This window comes from Nostoc sp. CALU 1950, from assembly GCF_051172895.1.
In the GTDB taxonomy this organism is placed as follows: domain Bacteria; phylum Cyanobacteriota; class Cyanobacteriia; order Cyanobacteriales; family Nostocaceae; genus Nostoc; species Nostoc edaphicum_A.
The window spans coordinates 1-19,829 of the sequence record NZ_JBDNJQ010000158.1 but is presented as its reverse complement, the minus strand read 5'-3'; the positions used below and the strand labels follow the sequence as shown (position 1 = coordinate 19,829).

General features: G+C 41.1%; 18 protein-coding genes. 8 read left to right on the top strand and 10 right to left on the bottom strand.

Annotated elements, in window-relative coordinates:
• Positions 1–26 precede the first annotated feature (26 nt).
• The 5 genes from ABF638_RS30220 to ABF638_RS30200 all read right to left on the bottom strand — a co-directional run bounded on the left by ABF638_RS30220 (position 27) and on the right by ABF638_RS30200 (position 4,168).
• The gene (locus ABF638_RS30220) at positions 27–332 is read right to left on the bottom strand and encodes an amidohydrolase family protein (RefSeq protein ID WP_435026555.1); all 306 of its coding nucleotides are present in this window, start codon (positions 330–332) and stop codon (positions 27–29) included.
• Positions 310–702 carry a hypothetical protein gene (locus ABF638_RS30215; RefSeq protein WP_435026554.1) on the bottom strand — a complete coding sequence of 131 codons (393 nt, stop codon included), beginning with the start codon at positions 700–702 and terminating at the stop codon, positions 310–312. The genes ABF638_RS30220 and ABF638_RS30215 overlap by 23 nt, the downstream gene beginning before the upstream one ends.
• A gap of 238 nt (positions 703–940) precedes the next feature.
• Complete coding sequence (locus ABF638_RS30210) at positions 941–1,957, bottom strand: ABC transporter substrate-binding protein (protein ID WP_435026553.1); 1,017 nt, start codon at positions 1,955–1,957, stop codon at positions 941–943.
• A 250-nt stretch (positions 1,958–2,207) separates the two neighbouring features.
• Positions 2,208–2,537 carry a 4Fe-4S binding protein gene (locus tag ABF638_RS30205; protein WP_435026552.1) on the bottom strand — a complete coding sequence of 110 codons (330 nt, stop codon included), beginning with the start codon at positions 2,535–2,537 and terminating at the stop codon, positions 2,208–2,210.
• Positions 2,534–4,168 carry an FAD-dependent oxidoreductase gene (locus tag ABF638_RS30200; protein WP_435026551.1) on the bottom strand — a complete coding sequence of 545 codons (1,635 nt, stop codon included), beginning with the start codon at positions 4,166–4,168 and terminating at the stop codon, positions 2,534–2,536. Before ABF638_RS30200 ends, ABF638_RS30205 begins: the two co-directional genes overlap by 4 nt.
• A 969-nt stretch (positions 4,169–5,137) precedes the next feature.
• Between ABF638_RS30200 and ABF638_RS30195 the strand changes: the two genes are divergently transcribed.
• Positions 5,138–6,868: an iron uptake porin gene (locus ABF638_RS30195; RefSeq protein ID WP_435026550.1), complete on the top strand. Its 1,731-nt coding sequence runs from the start codon at positions 5,138–5,140 to the stop codon at positions 6,866–6,868.
• A 25-nt stretch (positions 6,869–6,893) separates the two neighbouring features.
• On the opposite strand, the gene ABF638_RS30190 is transcribed toward ABF638_RS30195, so the two are convergent.
• From ABF638_RS30190 to ABF638_RS30180, 3 genes are all read right to left on the bottom strand, one after another.
• Positions 6,894–7,898 carry a glycosyltransferase family 2 protein gene (locus tag ABF638_RS30190; protein ID WP_435026549.1) on the bottom strand — a complete coding sequence of 335 codons (1,005 nt, stop codon included), beginning with the start codon at positions 7,896–7,898 and terminating at the stop codon, positions 6,894–6,896.
• 3 nt (positions 7,899–7,901) lie between these two features.
• On the bottom strand, positions 7,902–8,612 hold the full coding sequence (locus tag ABF638_RS30185) for a TVP38/TMEM64 family protein (protein WP_435026548.1): 711 nt from the start codon (positions 8,610–8,612) through the stop codon (positions 7,902–7,904).
• 224 nt (positions 8,613–8,836) lie between these two features.
• On the bottom strand, positions 8,837–10,402 hold the full coding sequence (locus ABF638_RS30180; protein ID WP_435026547.1) for a hypothetical protein: 1,566 nt from the start codon (positions 10,400–10,402) through the stop codon (positions 8,837–8,839).
• A gap of 865 nt (positions 10,403–11,267) precedes the next feature.
• Between ABF638_RS30180 and ssuD the strand changes: the two genes are divergently transcribed.
• From ssuD to ABF638_RS30155, 5 genes are all read left to right on the top strand, one after another.
• A complete protein-coding gene (ssuD, locus tag ABF638_RS30175; RefSeq protein ID WP_435026546.1) occupies positions 11,268–12,416 on the top strand; it encodes an FMNH2-dependent alkanesulfonate monooxygenase in 1,149 nt (382 codons plus the stop codon).
• A 115-nt stretch (positions 12,417–12,531) separates the two neighbouring features.
• The gene (ssuC, locus tag ABF638_RS30170) at positions 12,532–13,359 is read left to right on the top strand and encodes an aliphatic sulfonate ABC transporter permease SsuC (RefSeq protein WP_435026545.1); all 828 of its coding nucleotides are present in this window, start codon (positions 12,532–12,534) and stop codon (positions 13,357–13,359) included.
• A 141-nt stretch (positions 13,360–13,500) separates the two neighbouring features.
• Positions 13,501–14,271 carry an ATP-binding cassette domain-containing protein gene (locus tag ABF638_RS30165; RefSeq protein WP_435026543.1) on the top strand — a complete coding sequence of 257 codons (771 nt, stop codon included), beginning with the start codon at positions 13,501–13,503 and terminating at the stop codon, positions 14,269–14,271.
• Between the two features lie 242 nt (positions 14,272–14,513).
• Positions 14,514–15,017 (top strand): GNAT family N-acetyltransferase, encoded by a 504-nt coding sequence (locus ABF638_RS30160; RefSeq protein ID WP_435026542.1) that lies wholly within the window; start codon positions 14,514–14,516, stop codon positions 15,015–15,017.
• 308 nt (positions 15,018–15,325) lie between these two features.
• Positions 15,326–16,276 carry a D-2-hydroxyacid dehydrogenase gene (locus ABF638_RS30155; RefSeq protein ID WP_435026556.1) on the top strand — a complete coding sequence of 317 codons (951 nt, stop codon included), beginning with the start codon at positions 15,326–15,328 and terminating at the stop codon, positions 16,274–16,276.
• Positions 16,277–16,344: 68 nt separating this feature from the next.
• On the opposite strand, the gene ABF638_RS30150 is transcribed toward ABF638_RS30155, so the two are convergent.
• A complete protein-coding gene (locus tag ABF638_RS30150) occupies positions 16,345–16,944 on the bottom strand; it encodes a Uma2 family endonuclease (RefSeq protein ID WP_435026541.1) in 600 nt (199 codons plus the stop codon).
• Positions 16,945–17,046: 102 nt separating this feature from the next.
• Positions 17,047–18,000, bottom strand: coding sequence for a stage II sporulation protein M (locus tag ABF638_RS30145; protein WP_435026540.1), 954 nt, complete (start codon positions 17,998–18,000; stop codon positions 17,047–17,049).
• A gap of 80 nt (positions 18,001–18,080) precedes the next feature.
• On the opposite strand from ABF638_RS30145, the gene ABF638_RS30140 reads away from it, so the two are divergent.
• Positions 18,081–18,926: a hypothetical protein gene (locus tag ABF638_RS30140; protein ID WP_435026539.1), complete on the top strand. Its 846-nt coding sequence runs from the start codon at positions 18,081–18,083 to the stop codon at positions 18,924–18,926.
• A gap of 45 nt (positions 18,927–18,971) precedes the next feature.
• Positions 18,972–19,757: an RDD family protein gene (locus tag ABF638_RS30135; protein ID WP_435026538.1), complete on the top strand. Its 786-nt coding sequence runs from the start codon at positions 18,972–18,974 to the stop codon at positions 19,755–19,757.
• Positions 19,758–19,829 lie beyond the last annotated feature (72 nt).

Below are 19,829 nucleotides of genomic sequence, written 5' to 3'. Positions count from 1 at the left end.
TCTAATTCCATTTGGTTTGCGTTCTCTCATATCGCTTTTAGTCTAAACTCCAGAAAGGTATCAATCCAGATGGCTTCGTTCGCTACTTCTTCGCCATATTTTTCAAAGGCGGGAATCGGGCGGCGGATATGTCCGGGGATTTGAATTGCTTTAAGTCCCAGCACTTTCACCGCATATTCCAATTCTGCGATCGCCTCTTCGGGCGTATTCATGGGTATAGCAGCAATGGGTGTTAAGCGATCGCTATAAGGGCGGAAAATATCAGCGTGGTAAGTATTAGCTGCACGGCAAACAGCCCGCCGCATTTCTTCATTCCCAATGTGTGGAGCCATCTGCCAAGTTGGGGTACACAACGGCAAAGTCTGTACCAGCTTCTTGTAAACGTTCGTGTAATAACTTTGGCAAACTAACGGTAGCTAAATTTAAAGCATCATTGGTGGGACGAGTCCAGAAGGGAGGGCGGGCGGTGCGGTAAGTGCGGCGTTCATCCCAAGATTGCTTAAACCATTTAGAGCGAGATGCACCGGGTAAGTGTTCTTGAAAACGCTGTGTGATAGCAGTTCCAGCAACTTGCTCTAAATAGTCTAAGAATGCTGGGGGAAACTCTTGGGTATGCACATCGGTGTCAATGATCGGATAACCCAATTTTTCCCGAATTTGAGCAGACTTAGTTTTTCTGGGACGGTCTAATGCAATAGTCATAGGTTCTACCTTATTTTTCAATTGGATTGGGTAGATAGTCAATACTGATTCAGAAGTTTGTTTACTCACTTCTCAACAGCAATTCCTTTGAAGAAGTTGGGATTTTTCTTTATAATGTGGCGTGATTAGTAAAGACAAAATCTCGAAAATCAGCTTCACTGATAATTTTCTCCTCCATAAATTCCCTCTACGCCTCTGCGTGAGTTTTTCATATCTTTAATCAACAAGACCAATAAAATTAACGCGGCTGTTCATTAACAGCCCAATCTGTTAATTTAAAGTCAGACTTTGCTAAACCCTGCGAGACTAAAAAATTCTTTGTTCCCTCTAAAAGCTTCACACCCTCGGCTGGTAATGGTTCTTCTGATACCTGTTTGAGTGGGAACGATACTTTAATTATATCGATGGGATATTTAGTAGTTTGAGCGTGGTACTGATAATATTCTTCATAATTAGCTTTTAAATCCTTAGTTGCTTCTGTGAGAATTGCATTAAATTTCTGGGGAAAATCAGGCTGTTTAGCTAGAAAGTTTTCAGTTGCTATAACTAATGATGTTCCAGACAAACCCTGATGATTTGCCGAAGAATCAATCACTGGAAACCCTTCTGATTCCAGGAAAGGCCCCATATCACTTGAGGTTGCATAAGCTGCTATATCACCACGTTCTAAAGCCGCTTTTGCCTCAGTAGTCATCAAGTGAACAACTTTTACATCCTTGGCAATTTTAGTTTCAGCTAATAGACCCAGCAGGTATCGGTGCATATAAGAGCCTTTTTGAGTTGCTATTTTTTCACCCTTAAGTTCACCAAGCGATCGCGGCCCATTCTTTTTCGCCACTAACCAAGCGGTTGTATTAAATTGGCTGATCCGCAACAGTCGGGTTTCCTGACCCCTAGCTTTCAAAACTATGGCTGGTGTATCACCTAAAGAACCAACATCTAATTGTCCGGCGACAAGCGCCTCATTTAGATCCGGTCCGTTAGGAAATCGTGCAAAAGTAATGTTTTTAAATCCCGCTTTTTGCAACTCACGTTCTAATATTCCCTTTTTCTTTGCCCAACCAAGCGATCCTGTCGGTTCTGAACTACCTACATAACCTATTCGTAGGGTAGAAATATTATTAGATGCAGCAACAGCGTTGTTAACATTAACAGCCTCAATGGATTGAGCAGATTTAGTTTCGCCTTGGCTACATCCTGTAGTCACTAGCAGTAGGACACAAGCTACTGAAGTTGATAATCTCGTACTAGACATAAGGTATCTAGGGCGTGTTTCCAAACCTCTCGTTAAGCAACCTCGTCTTTGAAGATCCCCCCAACCCCCCTTAAAAAGGGGGGCTTTAAGAATTTCTTTTCCCCCCTTTTTAAGGGGGGTTAGGGGGGATCTTCGAGTTTGAAAACAGTCACTAGACTCAAAATACCTAATTTTTATAGGACTACGTTCTGCTTCCTGCTTCTTGCTTCCTGCCTTTTTTAATGCCAGCATGACTTTTCTCTCCGCCGCACTATTTCATCTGCTTCAAAATTTGGAATGTTTGATCCGTTTTGGCTGTTGAAGTGCGTTTATGTCCCCAACCAATGTTTTCCCGGTAACTACCCAGCAGCCCAACTTCTGCCAATTCTGCCTCGTTGACTGAAGTCTGCATATCGCTTTCTGGTGCAACATAAAGAGCATCAACTGGACAATACAATTCGCACATATAACAGGTTTGGCAGTCACTCTGTCGGGCAATGGTTGGCGGCGCATTAGGTACTCTATCAAACACGTTGGTTGGACAAATATTCACGCAGATATTACATTTTATGCACCGCGATTCGCTGACCAACTCAATCACACTGCTGCTCCTATTTTGGATTCTGACTTTTCTGTACTATTTAAAGGCTGACTTTTCACCCAGACATGATCTAATCCGCCACTAATTAGGTGATGTTGCTGGTTAGCATCAAGTTCTGGATAATCTAAATGTTTGTGCATACCACGAGTTTCTTTACGTTCAATGGCGCTGCTGTACATCCATCGCGCTGTGGCTACCATCGCCGCAGCTTCTCGCGCCCTGGGAAGCTCTTTCTCTGATGTTACCTGGCTATTGCGGAGTTCTTGCCAAAGATGATTTAGCCTAGCCAAAGACTCAGTTAAGCCTTGTTCTGTACGGAAATAGTTCTTTTCGTAGGGGAATACTTCAGCTTGAACTGCCTGAATAATTTCATTAGTTGCTAAAGTGCGATGCCTTCGGCGGCAAGCTACGCTCCCACTCTGTAATCCTACCTCTCCAACACCTTTAACTTGTCGTTGAGTTTTATGTTCTCCCAAGCTACGGGTATATTCAGCAGCCGATTTACCTGACCAATAACCAGAAGATATTGCCCAAGCTGCATTATGACTACCACCGCCAGTGAATCCGCCACAAATCAGTTCCCGTGTAGCTGCATCTCCAGCCGCATAGAGTCCCCGTACAGAACTGGCACAACTCTCATCTACAATCCGAATTCCCCCCGTCCCGCGCACAGTTCCCTCTAGGCGCAGGGTGACAGGGAAACGTTGGGTAAATGGATCAATACCTGCACGATCAAAGGGTAAAAAGAAGTTGGGCTGGGCTAAACGCATAGATGCCCGCATTGATTCCGCCGCTTTATCTATGATGGCGTAAACTGGCTGTTGCAGTAATGTCTGAGCAATTACTGAACGTCTATGAGAACTTGCCCCCGGAATCACAGTACCATCTTCGTAGGTAAAAGTTGCCCAATTATAAAACAGGGTTTTGGTGACTGAAGAAAAGGCGGGAGAGATGCCGTAAGCATTGGAAAATTCCATACCCGACATCTCAGCACCTGCTTCTGCCGCCATCAGATAACCATCCCCTGTCAGGACGTTGCATCCTAACGCTTTACTAAGAAACGCACACCCACCTGCGATAATTGTGGACTGCGATCGCACCACCCATTTCTCACCAGTCTGACGGTTCACACCTGTTGCACCAGCAACAGCACCATCGTCATCAACCAGTAATTCTAAGGCGGGGCTGTTATCTAAAATCTTGACTCCTGCCCGTTGAATTTGCCGCCGCATCAGCCGCATATATTCCGGCCCTTGCAGCGATCGCCGGTAGGGTTTACCTTCATCATCGGTAGGGAAGGGATAACCCCACTCTGCTAGCTGATTGACATTTGTATAAGTCTGATTCAATACCCGATCCATCCAATTGCGATCGGACAAAAACCCACCCAACGATTCCCGACTTGCCTTCGCTGTTTCCCGTGCTTCTGGATCGGGTGGCACGTACCAGACACCATTACCAGATGCAGCGGCGCATCCAGTTGTGCCACAATATCCTTTATCTACGAGGATCACCCTAGCTCCGCTTGATGCAGCACTCCATGCTGCCCAAGTTCCAGCTGGCCCACCTCCAATCACCAGCACATCTGCTTGGAGGTCAAGTTCAAAATCGGTTGTTAACGTCTTCAGCATTTAGAATATTTCCCCTCGTCCATAAAGTCTTAAGCATCAACTCTTCACCCCATCGATGCTGCAAAATATTTAGAAATCTGTTTGCCTATTTACTTGTTGGTGGTCTACTAGTAGCCTGAATAAATTTTGGCTCCTTACAAATTCCCACCACACCGACAAACAACTACTTTATCTTGACCGATGAACCGTAGTTTATGACATAACAAAGCTTTTCACAGTTTTAGACAAAAAGCAAGCACTTTAGCAAACAAATTCAAACATAAAGTTATGTAAAACAAACTTAGTTATCATCTTAAGAAACTTGCTTTTTTTAGGGTTTTGTGCAAATATCCGATGTTAGTACATAAAATACTTAATTTTGATAGACTTACCGTAGTTTAATGGTTTTTCCAAACAAGAGCAAGGAATCCCATTCCGGCTCAAGGCATCTACCTACCAGTTTCTCAGGGTTCGAGCAAGAGCGAAAGTAGCTCATAGGCTGTCTAGTGTCTAAAGTTTATAAATTCCGAAATCCCTAGCTGTTCTTAGCGGGGGTAAAAAATTGGTGAGGTGTATTGGCAGAATGGCACTAAGAAAAGGGAAAATCGTTGAGGCAGCAGGGGAGCAGAGGGGAATTTCTAAATATCTGAACGCAATGCCTAAAATTTCTTCTTTCTCCCCTGCTCCTCCGCTCCCCTGCCCCTCTGCAATCCCTACGCCGCTTACCTTTCAGCTTAACTTAGTGCCATTCGTTTCTGAGAGTAGCCTCATGGCAAAAATCTGGAAAAGCTGAAAGTTACAAAATGCGCGTAACTAAGTAATTAAATTGATGGGTAAACAGGTTCGTAGTCAGGACTTTAGTCCTTCCTTTTAAGCACTGAAGTGCTTACTACCAACTATATGATGTTCTCTCTTCCACAAGGTCTTGTAGCTACCGAAAAAGATTGAGCAGCGGAATTTAATTGATATTGTGTGAGGAACAAACAACCCATGTCTAAAGTTTTGTGGAATTATTTGCTAGTGATTCCAGCTTTGTTCGGTGGACTCGTAGTCCTGTCTTCAGCAGTAAGTGCAGATGAAGTGGAAAAGACAGCACAACCAACACAGCAAGTAATACCAATTGACAAGATTACCCCAACTGGCATTACTCAGAGAACTTCATCTGAATCATCTTTTCAACCTTCGGGTAGCACATCAAAAGTTCCAGTTTTAGCAGTACCTAGCGATCGCATAGATCAAGTTACATCTGTATCAGAACTCTCTGATGTTCAACCTACAGATTGGGCATTTCAAGCCTTGCAGTCTCTAGTTGAACGCTACGGCGTGATTGCAGGATATCCAGATGGCACATTTCAAGGTAATCGGGCGCTGACTCGTTACGAATTTGCTGCTGGTTTGAATGCAGCCCTCGATCGCCTCAACGAATTGATTGCTACTAGCACTGGAGACTTGGTGCGAAAGGAAGACTTAACCACTCTGCAAAAACTCCAAGAACAATTTGCATCTGAACTTACCGCCCTGCGCGGACGGGTAGATGCCTTAGAGATGCGTCAAGCTAAGGTAGAAGCCAATCAGTTTTCGACAACTACCAAACTAGTTGGTGATGCAACATTCTTGGTAGCAGATACATTTGGCGATCGCGCCAATAATACAGCTGCTGATGATACAAATGATGGGACTCAAACTTTTTTTGCTTACCGTGCCAGACTTAACTTTCAAACAAGCTTTACAGGCAGAGATCAACTAACCACTCTCATAACAGCGGGAAATAACATTCCTAACTTGGGGGCGACTACAGGAACCCAGATGACTCGTTTTACCATTGATGGTGACGGGAGAGCTGATACCTATCTCAGTCAGTTAACATATCGTTTCCCATTAGGCTCAAAAGCTACTGTGTGGGTAGGCCCTAGAGCACTTCAACCGGCTACATTTACTCCCACCTTAAATGGTGCTATTGGTGGACTAAACGGTGCGATCTCTCGGTTTGCCACATTCAACCATACTGTTTATCGACCAGGTTTTGATGGTGCTGGTTTAGCTCTTGGGTATAAGTTTAGCGATCAATTGCAATTAAGTTTAGGTTACATAGCAGATAATAATCAGGCCCCTAACCCTGGCCGTGGACTTTTCAATGGTACTAATTTGGCACTTGCTCAATTAACCATATCGCCCACTCGCCAGTTAGATTTTGGCCTGACCTACGCCCGCAAATACTATACTGATAACACTACTGGTGCTGAACCTAATTTTAATGTCACTGGTGGTACAGGTAGCGCTTTCGCCAGAAATCCTTTTGAACAAAACTCCACTACAACCGATAACTTCGGATTTCAATTTAACTGGAGAACCACTCGGAGCTTAACTTTAGGTGGTTGGTTTGGCTATACACGCGCCCACCAGAACAGAGGCGGTGATAGTGATGCAACAATCATTAATACTGCACTCACAGTTGGTTTTCCAGACTTGCTTAAAAAAGGCAATGTAGGTGGGATTATCGTTGGTATACCACCTAAAGTTACGAGTAGTGATTATAGAAGTGGCGCTGGGATTCTTCGAGAAGATCCAAGCACCTCTTTACACCTAGAGGCTTTCTACACTTATCGGGTAAATGATAACATCACTATTACTCCAGATTTTTATGTAATTACCAAACCAGAACATAACGATAACAACGATCCAATTTGGGTAGGTGCTCTCCGGACTACCTTTACTTTCTAGCCCACAGGCTTTTCTTTTTATTGAACTATTTCGCGCCCTCGTCCCCCACGCTCATTTGGTACTCGTCAGAATTTTTCGTTGAGTTGGAGGATTTATGATAGAAACCACCTACCTCTGCCAAAGTATAGAGGGGTCTGGCTTTAACTTCTTCATAGATACGCCCTATATACTCGCCTAAGATACCAACACTGACTAATTGCACAGATCCGAGAAAGAAAATTGCCATCAAAATAATCGTAAACCCGGTTAAAGGCGAATTGGGGACAAAAATACGCCAATACAAGACTAATAAAGCCATCAAGATGGCCGCCACCGCTGCTACTAACCCCAAATAGGTTGATAACCGCAGTGGTACTATTGAAAAGGACACCAGACCATTGATAGCAAGCGCTAAAGATTTGCTGAAAGTGTACTTGACTTCCCCGGCAAAGCGAGGGTCGCGCTCGAACCGAATTGCTGTTTGCTGAAAGCCAACCCAAGAACGCAAACCACGAATATAGCGGGCGCGTTCTGGCATAGAATTAAGAAGATCTACGACTTGCCGATCCATCAAACAAAAATCACCAGTATCAGTAGGAATATCTACATCTGCAAGCTTCTTCAGAAGACGATAAAAAAAGTAGGCAGTAAAACGCTTGAATCGTCCTTCCTTGAGACGTTGACTGCGTTGAGCGTAGACGACCTGATACCCTTGTCGCCATTTTTCAACCATGTCGGGAATTAGTTCTGGTGGATCTTGTAAATCCGCATCCAGGATGACGATAACTTGACCCCGGACAAAATTGAGACCAGCAGTAACTGCAATTTGGTGACCAAAGTTACGAGCAAAGCTCAAGTAGCAAACGCGCGGGTCTTTTTGATGGAGGTCTCGTATTAGTTGTAGGGAGCGATCGCGGCTACCATCATTGATTAAAATTAATTCGACAAGACCATCCATCCGATTCATTACTGTAGTCAGTCTACGGTATAGTTCGGGAATAATTTCTTCTTCGTTATAGATTGGAATAACAAATGAATACTTTGGTAACATAGTTTATTTCTTATTCGGGTTAATGTGATCTGATGAGTCTGATTTTTTAAGGTTTTCTATAGCTTTTTTAGGAAAAGTACGACGATTTCGATACCAAGTAGACCCCGCGACCAACATTCCAGTTAAGCCTAAAGCGAGTACTAGCGGTAAGAAATCACCTGTCTTAACTGCCTTCAAACCAGAACTACCTAGTAGTACAAAAGGTAAGACACTCGGTACTGTTCCTAATGTTGTACCTAAAACATAATCTTTAAAACTGATCGATGTCAGTCCAGCGACGAAATTGACCAAGCCATAGGGCATAATCGGTACTAGTCGTATGGCAAACATATAAAAAAGTCCTCCACGACGAACCTCAGCATCCATCGCTTGCCAACGTCCTGCTAGTCGTTTTGCAATTGCTTCGCGTCCAATAGTACGAGTAAAAGCAAAGGCGATGATTGCCGCAATGACAGCTCCAACACTAGTCCAGACAGTTCCTAGCCAGGGCCCAAAAATTGCACCTCCAGTCAAATTGAGCACTGTTGAAGGCAAAACTAACATAGTTGCTACAACGTACAAAGCAACATAAATAACAGGTGCCCAAATTCCAGAATATTTCAGCAAAGCTTGAATTTGTTCTGGTTCAACGCCGCCAAGAAGATATACTGCTATACCAGTCGCAACGATGCAACCTAATGTGAGTAATAAAATACCAGTTTTTAAGTTCCACACTAGGACTCTACTCCTATTTTTTTTCTAAACACAACCTAATTTCTCTCTATTTGCCCTTTCATTAATTCGTGAAAATCTGGGTTTTTGAAAGCAGAGTAAATAAATTACTTAAAAAATTAAGTGAAGTTATTCACTACTTTAGTCAGTTAAGATAATACAACCTTCAGACTCATCGCCAAAACCCGTCTTTTCACTCTCTCTTTTACAAGGTAAGAAATTGATAATTACAATTTTAAAATATCAAACTTATTAGATAAGCTAGATGGTTCAACATCAACCTTTCTGGCTTCTTTATCTAACATATTTAATACAAGATAACCTTTCTGATATTGATCTGTTTCTTGCAAAAATCTCTGTATTTCATTTATTTTTGATTTCCAACCTTGGAAATAACATATAAACTTATTTTTTTGATTTTCTACAACGATTACGGATATGTATAAAGGTTTAGGTCTAAAAGTAGATCGCTTTTGATATTTAATATCATCGTCTGTAAAAACATTTGTTTTTTCATATTTAACTTTCGTGTCTTTTGACATGAGTTGAATTTGAACTACAGCCGGAATCGTATCGGCAATTACCAAAATTGGCTGATCTTTCGGCTCTAATTGTTGTAATTCGTTGCCTAAACTTCTGGCTGTATGAGAGTATTTCTCTGACATTGGCGCAGAGTAGGAATATTTATAGCTTATTAAAACAGAAAATATTAAAACTACTGCGAGTGCTATTCCTGTCTTTATATTATTTTTTACAAAGGATTTTACGGTTGGGAAAATATCTGCTAAGAAGATTGCAATACTAACTGCTACAACAGGAGATAAATAGATAAAATGACGGGCTGGAGCAGGATTTGGCAGCCAGAATATGTAATTTAATAGAACTGTTGGTAAGATAAAAAAGAGAGATGAATAACTCTTTTTGTACACCAAATAAATGCAGGATATAAAAAATACCAAAAATAGTAAAGGATTTAAGCCCCAAACAAAAAGTAGGTTACCAAACACAAAATTATCAAAGTATCTAGTAGGATTATTCCATAATAAAAGTTGCTCAACTATTCCATTACTCTTTTCAACCTCTGGAATGAGTGGAAGTTGAGATTGCATTACTTTAAAAACAATTATTGGGAAAAAACTATATAATATCGAAGGAGAAACAATCTTTTTAAAAGGATAATTTTCTAGAAGAAGACAGGCTGGAATTAGAGGAAACATTAGGATTGCATCTAGCCTGAACATTAAACATAAAGCAAAACTAGCAATAATTAATACATCCCATAAAATTAATTTCTTCCATCCTAATCTCAAAGAGCTTAAGAATGAACGATAACCAATCAAGGCTAATCCTATGAACATGAATAATACTGCTCCAGTCATGGGATGTCCGTATTGGCTGGTTACCCTCCAAACTGGGAGAAACATTAGTAATATGTTTGCTACTATGGCTATACTAGTTCCCCAATATCTTTTAACTAAAAAGAAGAAAGGTATAACCGTCAAAATAGCACTCAATGCATTTATATAGTTCATGAAAGGAATTATCAGAGCCAAATTTGTTTTAAAAATTGGTCTGAAAAAATCTAATAATACAAAGTATGCAAAAGAGATATCACGACCATAAAGCATACTGCTTCCTAATGGTTTATTAGATGTAATCGAGTCAATAATACCCATTACCATCCGGAAGCTATCTCTTTCTCCTAGCGTATCTTTATATACTAACGGTAAGAAAAGTATACTAGCTAACCCTAGTAGTACAATTAATACAATTGTATTATTGTGTTTTTTCATAACTGTTTAGTAGAAAACCTCAGTGAAACTGTACCATAGAGAGTTAAATTTAAATATATTTTTTAAGTAAAATTGGGCTATATAGAAGTAACCAGCCATTTCAATATGTATCATTATTTATGAGCCAAAATCTTAAAAATATTGGGCTTGTTTTTCAGTTAGGTGTACTTTGGCCGCGCTTTCTCTGGCTCTCACGGACTTGCTTCTGTATGGTTGGTTCCTAACATGAATTTTTTGGCTTTGCTGATAAAGCGAGGCTTTTAGAACTTACGCAAATAATAGCCTAAACCCTTATTTTACAGCAGGGGCAATTCATGTAGACGCATACTCCTACAGAGAAGTAAGCTACGCGGAGCGTTTGTCTACGACACGCTACGCGAACGTAGAGAAGCTGCTACTCTTACGAGAACGCTTTCAGCGTTAGCGACGAAGGAGCGTCACCCATAGCAATACTACTCGGGTTTTGCATTTTGAACCCAAAGTTTGGTTTTGGGAAAGGGTTACTGGGTTTGGGTTAAAGGTTTTTAATTTCCCTTTCCCCCCGCCCCTTATCCCCAGAGGGGGCCCCACCTTCCCCTTTCCCCCTTAACCGACAAGTATTGTCACCCATAGGGTATTGCCGCTACCGTGTGTTCCACAACATCAGCTTCTAGACAAAACTTGTATTCTTGACGACAGCCATATTTGCTACAGATGTGTCATGATTGCCAGGATTATCCGCTAAAGAGTCAATTTGGTGGGAAGCTCTTTTTTATGAATCGTTAATCTATACTGGCTTTTTAAATAATTTCCTGTAAAATTCTGACTATAATCTACGGCATACATATCGAGTTATCGTATTTTAAGACCTCATACCCTGACAAACATGCAAATTCTCTGGTTTATTCCTACTGGATCTCATGACGGACGCTATTTAGGCACAGATATTGGCTCTCGTGTTGCCACACCTGATTATTTGCAGCAAATTGCTCAAGCTGTGGATAATTTAGGTTACACGGGCGCATTGTTACCCACAGGGAGTTCTTGTGAAGATGCTTGGATTACCGCCGCGGCTTTCATATCTGTCACCAAGCAGATGAAATTTCTCGTGGCAATTCGTCCAGGAATTACTTCCCCTGGTGCTGCTGCACGAATGGCAGCAACATTTGACCGGATTTCTAAAGGAAGATTGTTAATTAATGTGGTGACAGGTGGAGATCCTGTACAACTAGCTGGGGATGGCTTGCATCTTAGTCATGACGATCGCTATGATTTAACCGATGAATTTCTCACAGTTTGGCGGGGTATCGTCAGCGGGGAAACAGTTGATTTTCAGGGAAACTACCTGAATATCAAAGGCGGTAAACTCTTATTTCCACCAGTTCAAAAACCCTATCCACCCTTGTGGTTTGGCGGCTCATCTGCTGCTGCCAAACGTGTTGCTGCTAAACATATAGATGTTTACCTGACTTGGGGAGAACCTCCACAACAAGTAGCCCAAAAGATTGCCGAAGTCAGAAAATTGGCGGCTGAACAAGGTAGAACAGTCCGTTTTGGGATTCGCTTGCATGTAATAGTGCGAGAAACCGAATCTGCTGCTTGGGATGCTGCCAATGAACTAATTAAGTATGTGGATGAGGATGCGATCGCAAAAGCTCAGAAAAATTTGGCTAATTCTGATTCTGAAGGACAGCGGCGCATGAGTCAATTACATGGTGGTAATCGAAAAACCTTAGAAATTAGCCCCAATCTGTGGACAGGAATTGGATTAGTACGGGGTGGTGCTGGTACTGCCCTAGTTGGAGATCCCGACACTGTTGCCGCTAGGATGCTGGAATATCACAATTTGGGCATAGAAACTTTTGTGTTCTCTGGATATCCCCATTTAGAAGAAGCATATCGCACCGCTGAATTATTATTTCCACGTTTACCTTTGCAGAGGGAAACTGCATCGCTAACGCCACCAGTATTGAGTACAGTGAGCGAAATAGTTGCCAGTGAAAAATTTGCTCAACAACTAACGAGTGCTTCATGAATAATTCGTAATTCGTAATTGAAAAGCAAATTACTAATTAATAACTAATAATTACGAATTAAGTTGACGAAACTTCTAGATTCATCCTTTGGAACAATCTACAATCCAGAATTCCATGACTATTACTTTTAAACACACCAAGAGCAACGATAATATATCCCTGAGCAAGGTGTTAGAAAACCCGCAACTCCAGAACATAGTTCCCTGGATTGTCCCCGTTCTAGTACTAGTACTTTGGGAATTGTCTTCCAGAACTGGTTTACTCTCAAACAGAATTTTACCAGCCCCTAGTGGTGTAATCGCTACAGCCATTAAACTAGCCTCCACCGGAGAACTTTTTCAACATATAGGAATTAGTGCTGGGCGGGCGATATCTGGTTTTATAGTTGGTGGTAGTATTGGATTTGGTTTGGGATTGCTCAATGGCTTTTCCCGTGTTGCAGAAAAGTTATTAGATAGTTCATTGCAAATGCTCCGCACTATCCCCAATTTGGCATTAATTCCCTTGGTAATTCTCTGGTTTGGTATTGGCGATCAAGCCAGATTATTTTTAGTGTCTATGGGGGTATTTTTTCCATTATATCTCAATACATTTCATGGCATCCGCAGCGTTGACCCTGGACTGATTGAAATGGGAAAAGTCTATGGATTGAAAACACCACAACTTCTTTGGCAAATCATTTTTCCTGGCGCTTTATCTTCGATTCTCGTTGGTGTCCGTTTTTCCTTGGGGATTATGTGGCTGACACTAATTGTGGCAGAAACGATCGCAGCAGATTCCGGTCTTGGTTATATGGCAATGAATGCCCGTGAGTTTATGCAAACCGATGTTGTGGTATTGAGTATTGTTATCTATGCATTGCTGGGTAAATTAGCAGATGCTGTTGCCAGAGGATTAGAAACACAATTCTTGGCTTGGAACCCCAATTATCAAAGGTCCTAAATGCCAAATTCACCAAAGTCAAAGGTTGAAAATTATTGATTTTAGCTTTTGACTTTCATTGATTTTGAGTGTGATTTGCTTTCTTCAACGTCTCATCAAATAATTAAATCTCGACTGTTCTAAAATAAGGAGGTTTTGCAAGTGAGTTCAAACGTACAGGGTACACAACTAAGTATTTTGGATTTGACAAAGGCTTTTGGCAAGAAAACTGTTTTAAACTCGCTGAATTTAGAAGTTGAAGCAGGTGAGTTTGTCGCTATTGTCGGACGAAGTGGTTGTGGTAAGAGTACCTTATTGCGTCTTGTGTCAGGATTAGATAAAACAACTTCAGGCGGAATACTACTGGATGGAGAACCACTGCGTAGACTCAGCGGTTCTGTAAGAGTGATGTTTCAAGACCCCCGTTTATTACCGTGGAAGCGCGTTATCCAAAATGTAGGGTTAGGCTTACAAGGTGATTGGCGTGAAAAAGCATTGTGGGCACTCGGTAAAGTCGGACTCAAAGATCGAGCTGATGAGTGGCCTTATGTTTTATCTGGTGGACAGCGGCAACGGGTATCATTAGCAAGAGCGTTAGTCAGCCAACCCCGTTTGTTGTTACTAGATGAACCTTTGGGAGCATTAGATGCTTTAACTCGCCAAGAAATGCAGAATTTGATTGAGAACTTATGGCAAGAGCGAAAATTTACTGCGTTTTTGGTTACTCATGATGTGGAAGAGGCTGTGGCCTTGGCAGACCGAGTGATAGTGATTGATGAAGGACAGATTTCTCTAGATTTACCTGTGAAACTTTCACGCCCGCGAGATAGAAGTAGCGAAGTATTTGTCAATATCAGAGAAACAGTTCTCCAGCGAGTAATGAGCAATGAAGGTACTCAGCCAAATAACCAATTGTTGCAGTTGAGTAGTTGATTAATATAATGCTTGAGGTAGCTGCGGTAAAATAGGCTACTTCGAGATTAAAACTTACTCTTAAAAAGCAGCTATAGCAATCGAAAATTTTTTATGAACACTCAAAATCCCTCTCAACTCTCCTCTCTGCGCCTCTGGGTGATTTTTTCTATATTCACGACCTAGATAAACTAGAATATAATAATTATTAATTTATATCGCTTTATTAAAATAAGAAATATCTATTACTTAGATTTAATCTAATGATAATTAGAAAATTAACAGAGGATGATACAGAAGATTATAGACAGATCAGATTAGAAGCGTTATATAAAAATCAAGATTCATTTGGCACAATGTATCATGAAGAAGCAATTAAGACGATAGAACAATTTCGGGATAAAATACCAGTGGATAACAATAACTTTATTTTGGGTGGCTTTGAGAATAAAGAGTTAATTGGAATAGTTGCATTTCATCAAGAATCAAGAATAAAACTCAGACACAAAGCATATATTAGTAGTATGTATGTTCAACAAGAATATCAAGGAAAAGGTATAGGTAAATTATTACTAAATGAATTAATTGAAAGAGCAAAAGCTATTAACGAGTTAGAAATATTATTACTTGATGTTGTTAAAAGTAATTTCTTAGAAAAACGTCTTTATTTATCATTGGGCTTTCAAATATATGGAATAGAGAAAATGGCGTATGAATTTAATAATCAATATTTTGATCTGGAGTTTATGTGTTTAAAAATTAAGTAGAAAATCAGATAATCTTACTTTAATATCATAATTTATTCCAAGGAAAAATAGCACTTGTTTTTTATCAGCCAGAGACAATTTCCAAAGTATATCCCTGTAAAGAAAGAAGAGGTAATCTACAATAAAACTGATCTTAACGCTCGATCTCTTTGCTGATATTGAGCCTCATCTACCGCCTGAGACAGAGGTTGTAAGAGTAGATGTTGAAGGAAATTTTAGATGGGGATGCTAGGCGATGCTGAAGTTTATTTCAGAATGTCAAGTGCGATCGCACTTTGAAAATCCAAAATGGAATCAGGGAGTAGCAAATAGTGAAAATAATTTTACCCGATCATCTGATTGCTGATATTAAACCACTCCTACCATCTGATATAGATGTTGTGGAAGTGGATAGTGAAGGTAATCTTGATGGTGATCCTAGTGATGCAGAAATTTATGTCAACGGATTTTACCTGAAGACCTCTACCCTTGACAAAGTACTCACAGCAGCACCCGCGTTGCGTTGGCAACAGTCACCAAGTGCTGGCGTAAATCACATCCTCACGCCAACTTTTTTGCAAAAGGACATTATCCTCACCAATGGCGCAGGAGTACACGCAATTCCAATTTCGGAATTTGTACTGGCATTCATGCTTTATCACGCCAAGAATTTACGGAAATTGCAAACTTTGCAGGATGAACACACTTGGGTAAGAGGAGTGTTTCTTGAGGAGTTGGCAGACGCGACTTTATTAATTCTCGGTACTGGGAATATTGGTCAAGCGATCGCATCTCGCGCCAAAGCCTTTGGAGTTAAAGTTTGGGGTAGTCGCCGCCATCCCGAACCCCTGCCGAATTTTGACAAAGTTGTGGGTGCTGATGAGTGGCGATCGCTCCTGCCAGCAGCAGACTATGTAGTTATCGCTACACCATTAACTCTAGAAACTAAAGGCTTGATCGATGAATCTGCATTGCGCTCCATGCGCCAGTCTGCTTACTTAATTAACATTGCTCGTGGTGCAATAGTAGATGAAGCCGCATTGCTCACCGCACTACGTGAGGGATGGATTGCGGGTGCTGGATTAGACACTGTTGCAACCGAACCCCTGCCACCGGAAAGTCCCTTATGGTCGCTACCGAACGCCTTTATCACACCCCATTGTTCAGCTTTGTCGCCACGTCTGAGAGAGCGCATAGCAGAACTATTTATCGACAATCTTAAACGCTACCAAACCGGTCAGCCCTTGCGGAATGTTGTAGACAAACAAGCTGGATACTAAATAAATAGAATGTATTCTCTTATTCTTGGGCTGAAACATTAATCCTAAACTACTGCGATTAATATTGATTATAGAATCACCTTTAACCACCCAAAAATATCACCTACCGTCAACTGTAACCCCTGACAAAACTCTGGCACTGGTAAAACAGAATCATTTTCCTCAAAAGGTAAAGGTTGTTGTCTCGCAGGATAAACAGCAATAAATCGCTCATCTGGGTCAATTAACCAACCCATTTGAGTCCCGTGATTGAGAGCATGTAAGATTTTTTTTGTAACTTTTGTATGGCTTTGCTCAGGGGAGAGAATTTCGATCATCCAGTCGGGTGCTGCGACGAATGTATTGGCAATATCACCATTTTCGTCTACAGGAAGTCTTGCCCAAGAGAATACAGCGACATCAGGAACTATAGAACGCCCTCCATAGACGTGCGAAGCACGGCTTCCCGAAGGGTAAGTGCAACGCAATTCTGGAAAAGCCCAACCCATTTTTTGTACTTTGACAACAGAATTGATTGCGGGACAGAGTTCTCCTTGAATAGTGTTATGTTTTCCTTGAGGCATAGGTTTTGAAATGATTTTACCGTCGATGTATTCGCAATACGGTTTAGTTTCTGGTAGCGCGAGAAACTCTTCTAGCGTCAATATTTTATTTGATGTTTGTACCATGATTATCCTAGCTTTAACTTATGATGATTTATTTACATAGTTAGTATTTACTTTATTCTAAAATATTTTTCAATTGACCAATCCGCTGCCATGTAAATTATTTCATGCTTTTTTGCGGCTACAATACATTACCAAAAGTACAAATAATCCTATTCCTGCCAGATATTTAATGGCATCAGGTACGCTGGGATTAGGTGAAAAAAAGCCTTCGATCACACCAGCAATAATCAGCATTGGTACAATCCCAAATACTAGCTGTACCGCCTGAGAACCGTAAAATTTTAGTGCATCTCCACGGCGATATTTACCAGGAAATAAAATTGCTCTTGCTAATAAAAATCCCGCACCCCCAGCAAAAAAGATCGCAGGTAATTCTAAGGAACCATGCGGAAACACAAAGGCCCAAAAAGGATAAGCCAGATTATTTTGAGCAACCAAAGTGCTAACAGCACCAATTAATAAGCCATTAAATACCATCAAATAGGCTGTGTATAGCCCAGCAGTGATCCCACCGGCGACAGCCCCAAAAGACACCGCTAGGTTATTGATCATAATACCGCTGGATGCCAGAGGTTCAATGCCGACAATTGACCCCATCCATAATTTTTGCTCATCTCGTACCTTGGTAATCAAGTTTTCAGGTACGATTAAAGGCATGAAGCTGGGGTTTTGCCAAGAATACCACCAAGCCACTAATCCCCCCAGTAGAAACAGCGCCGTTGCAGCAGCAATGTATACAAATGTTTTCTGGACTACAGATGGTAAACCCCAGCGGTAAAATTCTAGAATCGCCTGCCATTCTTGTCGCCGCGAACCTTGGTAAATCTGCGTGTACGCACGAGTTGTTAAAGATTGTAAACTTTGGATCAAAGTATTACCGATTTGCTGAGTGCGGGCACGTGCCAAATCTGCTGCCACTGAACGATACAAACTCGCTAACTCTCTAATTTCTGCTGCCCGTAAGGACTTTAGTCCTTTTTTTTCTATCTGCCTTAATAGGGCATCCAAACGCTGCCAATTTGGTTCTCGTCGCGCAATCCAACGTTGAATATTCATGAATTTTGGGAACACTGAGTTTAACTTAGCTTAAGATAGCCTCAAATTCATCTCCGTAATTTCAAGGAAAATGTGCCATTATGTCTGAAAACTTTGGATCTTCCGGTCAGATACAACCACTGAGTATCGGTAATGTTGTCAGTGCTGCGGTGCGATTATATCGTTCTCATCTGAAGACTTATCTTAATCTAGCTGCGATCGCTCACTTGTGGATTCTAGTTCCAATTTATGGCTGGGCAAAATATGCAGCCATTTCTGGACTAATTTCACGCTTGGCTTTTGGAGAATTGATTTACCAACCTGAAGGTGTTCAAACTGCCAAGAACCATATTAATCCACGTCTTTGGTCATTTTTGAGAGTTGGTTTCCAAGTAGGTATATCAATGCTTTTAATTTATTTTGGAATGGCGATCGTGGGCGGTTTGATAGGTGCGTTGATCGGAGGAGTATTAGGAGGGATATTAGGTGTTAGTGCAGGTATTACAGCCACAATTATGGCAGTAATTGTAACGGTAGTTCTTGTGCTATTAGGACTAACCTGGTTCTACTCCCGTTGGATAATAGCTGAAGTGCCCTTAGCAGTTGAGGAAAATATCAATGGTGGCGAAAGTGTTGCCAGAAGTTGGGAGTTAACTAAAGCTTCAGTATTTCGCATTCAGGGCGTTGTTTTAGTTGCTTTTATCGTAACACTACCATTGCTGTTTGTATTAAACTATATACCTAGCTTATTCCTAATAAATCTTGAGCCAGGTTCTACTATCTACTCAATTGTGTATTTTATTTCTTGGGTTGGAAGCTTGATAGGTGGAATTTTGGTTCTGCCATTCTGGCAAGCAATAAAAGCTGTTTTATACTTAGACTTGCGTAGTCGTCGTGAAGGTCTAGGTTTGCAATTACGAGAACCTCCCTCGCAAGATTTTCGTTAACTCAACACCTTAATCCAACTCTATTAATTTTTAATTAGTTAAAATATGCGCTTTTTTAATCGCATCACATTCCAGACTCCAGAAAGTGTAGAGTTGGAATTTACTCTAGCAGGAATCGGTAATCGAGCCTTGGCATTGCTGATTGACTATACAGTTTTGACTGTAACTTTGCTTGTATTTTTCCTTACCTGGACTGTCTTTTCTACTCAACTATTCAATTTTTTTGAAGACTTGATTACGAATGCTCAGAATTTAGGACTTTGGTTAATAGCAATTTTCTTTCTGATCGGCTTTGCAATTTACATCGGGTATTTTGTATTTTTTGAAACCTTATGGTTTGGACAAACTCCTGGTAAACGATTTGCTAAAATTCGCGTGGTTCGAGACGATGGTAGACTGATCGGGCTACAACAAGCAACGCTACGTGCTTTACTACGACCCTTTGATGAAACTTTGTTTATTGGCGCTTTTTTAATTATGTTGGGTAGCCGTGAAAAGCGCTTAGGTGATTTGGCTGCTGGTACAATTGTGATTCAAGCCCAAACATCTACTACATCTCCTACATTAACAATTTCAGAACAGGCAAAGTTACTCCGTGAAGAGTTAGTACAAATTGCCGATTTATCACCATTGATGCCAGATGATTTTGCTGTTATTCGTGAGTATTTGCAGCGGCGTGGCGCATTGTCATTGAAGGCAAGAGCCTCATTATCTCTAAAGTTAGCCGAACAAGTTGTAGCTATTATTAATTTAGAAAAGTTGCCAGAAGGTGTTACACCTGATGTATTTTTAGAAGCTATTTACCTCGGTTATCAGCAACCAGAATTTTAAACGAGAAAAAACTATAGCAATCTTGAATAATTCGGGAAAAGCAAGATCCCCGACTTCTTAAAGAAGTCGGGG